This window comes from Clostridium sp. Marseille-QA1073, assembly GCF_054863625.1.
This window is the reverse complement of sequence record NZ_JBSVQM010000062.1, coordinates 1-1,666: the sequence shown is the minus strand read 5'-3', so window position 1 is coordinate 1,666 and position 1,666 is coordinate 1. Positions and strand designations below refer to the sequence as shown.

General features: G+C 26.8%; 1 protein-coding gene. It reads left to right on the top strand.

What is annotated here, in order from left to right:
• Window positions 1-156 precede the first annotated feature (156 nt).
• Window positions 157-873 carry a pseudouridine synthase gene (locus ACY1IQ_RS21065; RefSeq protein ID WP_461615464.1) on the top strand — a complete coding sequence of 239 codons (717 nt, stop codon included), beginning with the start codon at window positions 157-159 and terminating at the stop codon, window positions 871-873.
• The last annotated feature ends 793 nt before the right edge of the window (window positions 874-1,666 follow it).

The window sequence follows — 1,666 nt, the reverse complement described above, 5'->3', positions numbered from 1 at the left end:
ATCAATTTTAAATTTCTCAGTTACCACTGAGGAATATCCATAATTGTGAATTTTGCATTGTGAATTGTGAATTGAATAACCTCTTGTTTTATTTTATTCTAAATGTATATAATAAGGAGTGTTAAGTTAGCGGTTGAAAGGTAGGATTAGAATATGATGGAAAGATTAGATAAAGTTTTAGCAAATTTAGGTCATGGAAGTAGAAAAGAGGTTAAGGCACTATGCAAAAAAGGAGAAGTTTTAGTTAATGGGGAAGAAGTTAAAGATAGTGCTATAAAAATTAACCCTGAAGTTGATGTTATTGAGGTTAAAGGGGAAGTTTTAAACTATAGAGAATTTATATATATAATGATGAATAAACCTGATGGAGTGGTAAGTGCTACCTTTGACAATTATGATGAAACAGTAATAGATATTTTAGAGCCAGAATATCAAGTGTTTAAACCATTTCCTGTAGGAAGACTAGACAAAGATACAGTAGGATTACTTTTAATAACTAATGATGGAGAGTTAAATCATAAATTAATATCTCCTAAAAGTCATGTAGATAAGGTTTATTATGCTGAAATAGATAAAGTAGTTACAGAAGAAGATGTTAAAGCTTTTGAAAATAGGATTATATTAGATGATGGATATCAGTGTATGCCTGCTAAATTAGAAATACTTGAAGCTAGCGAGCATGGGTCAGAAGTTTTAGTCACAATTCAAGAAGGTAAATTTCATCAAGTTAAAAGAATGTTTGAAGCAGTAGGTAAATCTGTAGTTTATTTAAGAAGAATAAGCTTTGGTCCACTTAAAATAGATGAAAGTTTAGAAGAAGGCACATATAGAGAATTAACGGAAGAAGAAATAGAAATGCTTAAAAATGTGTAGAAAAAACTTAGATAATTGAAAATGGAAAATTGAAATTGACAATTACGGTTGAAATTAATTCTTTACAAATTAATTTCTTTAACTGATTTTAAACTAGCAATATAATTGCTAGTTTTTTTAGTACAGGTGAACAGTGTTCACCAGTTTTTTTGTATATGTCTCATAATTTAATATTAATATAAAAAATATTATGGCGAACACTGTTCGCCTCTACAATTAGATATTTGAGAATGGAAAATTGACAATTATGATTGAAATTAATTTCTTCAAATGCATTTTTCAATAAAAGTGACTGTGTCACTTTAAAAAGAAATTAATTAAAAGCTTCTCTTATTAAAAGAGAAGTATCCATAATTGTCCATTGTCAATCGTCAATTCTCAATTGTATAAGGGTTATGTAACAATATGTCTTACGAATTAACAGAATATTAATAAAATATACATTTTTATGATGAAAAACCTCTAAATTTAAAAAGATTGTTAATATATTAAGAAATTTCCAATAAAAATATGTATTTTTTATAAAATTTTTTATAAATATACTTGAATATGGATTGAAATAGTAATATAATAAAGGTGCAAAATAAATAAAGAGATATATAGCCCCCTTTTTATTTATTTCAGGCAGCCCAACCCCAAGGGCTGTCGCATATTTATTGCATGTCGAATTTTGTTGTAATGCATAGTTTGTCATAAAAAATCTTCTAGTAGCAGAGTCGTACTAGAAGATTTTTTATTTTTAAATATAGTAATATATTTTTATGGAAAGCTGTGGATTAAAAATTACTATGAA

Coding starts and splice junctions, on each gene's coding strand:
- ACY1IQ_RS21065 (WP_461615464.1), top strand. CDS start 157: ATGGAAAGATTAGATAAAGTTTTAGCAAATTTAGGTCATGGAAGTAGA.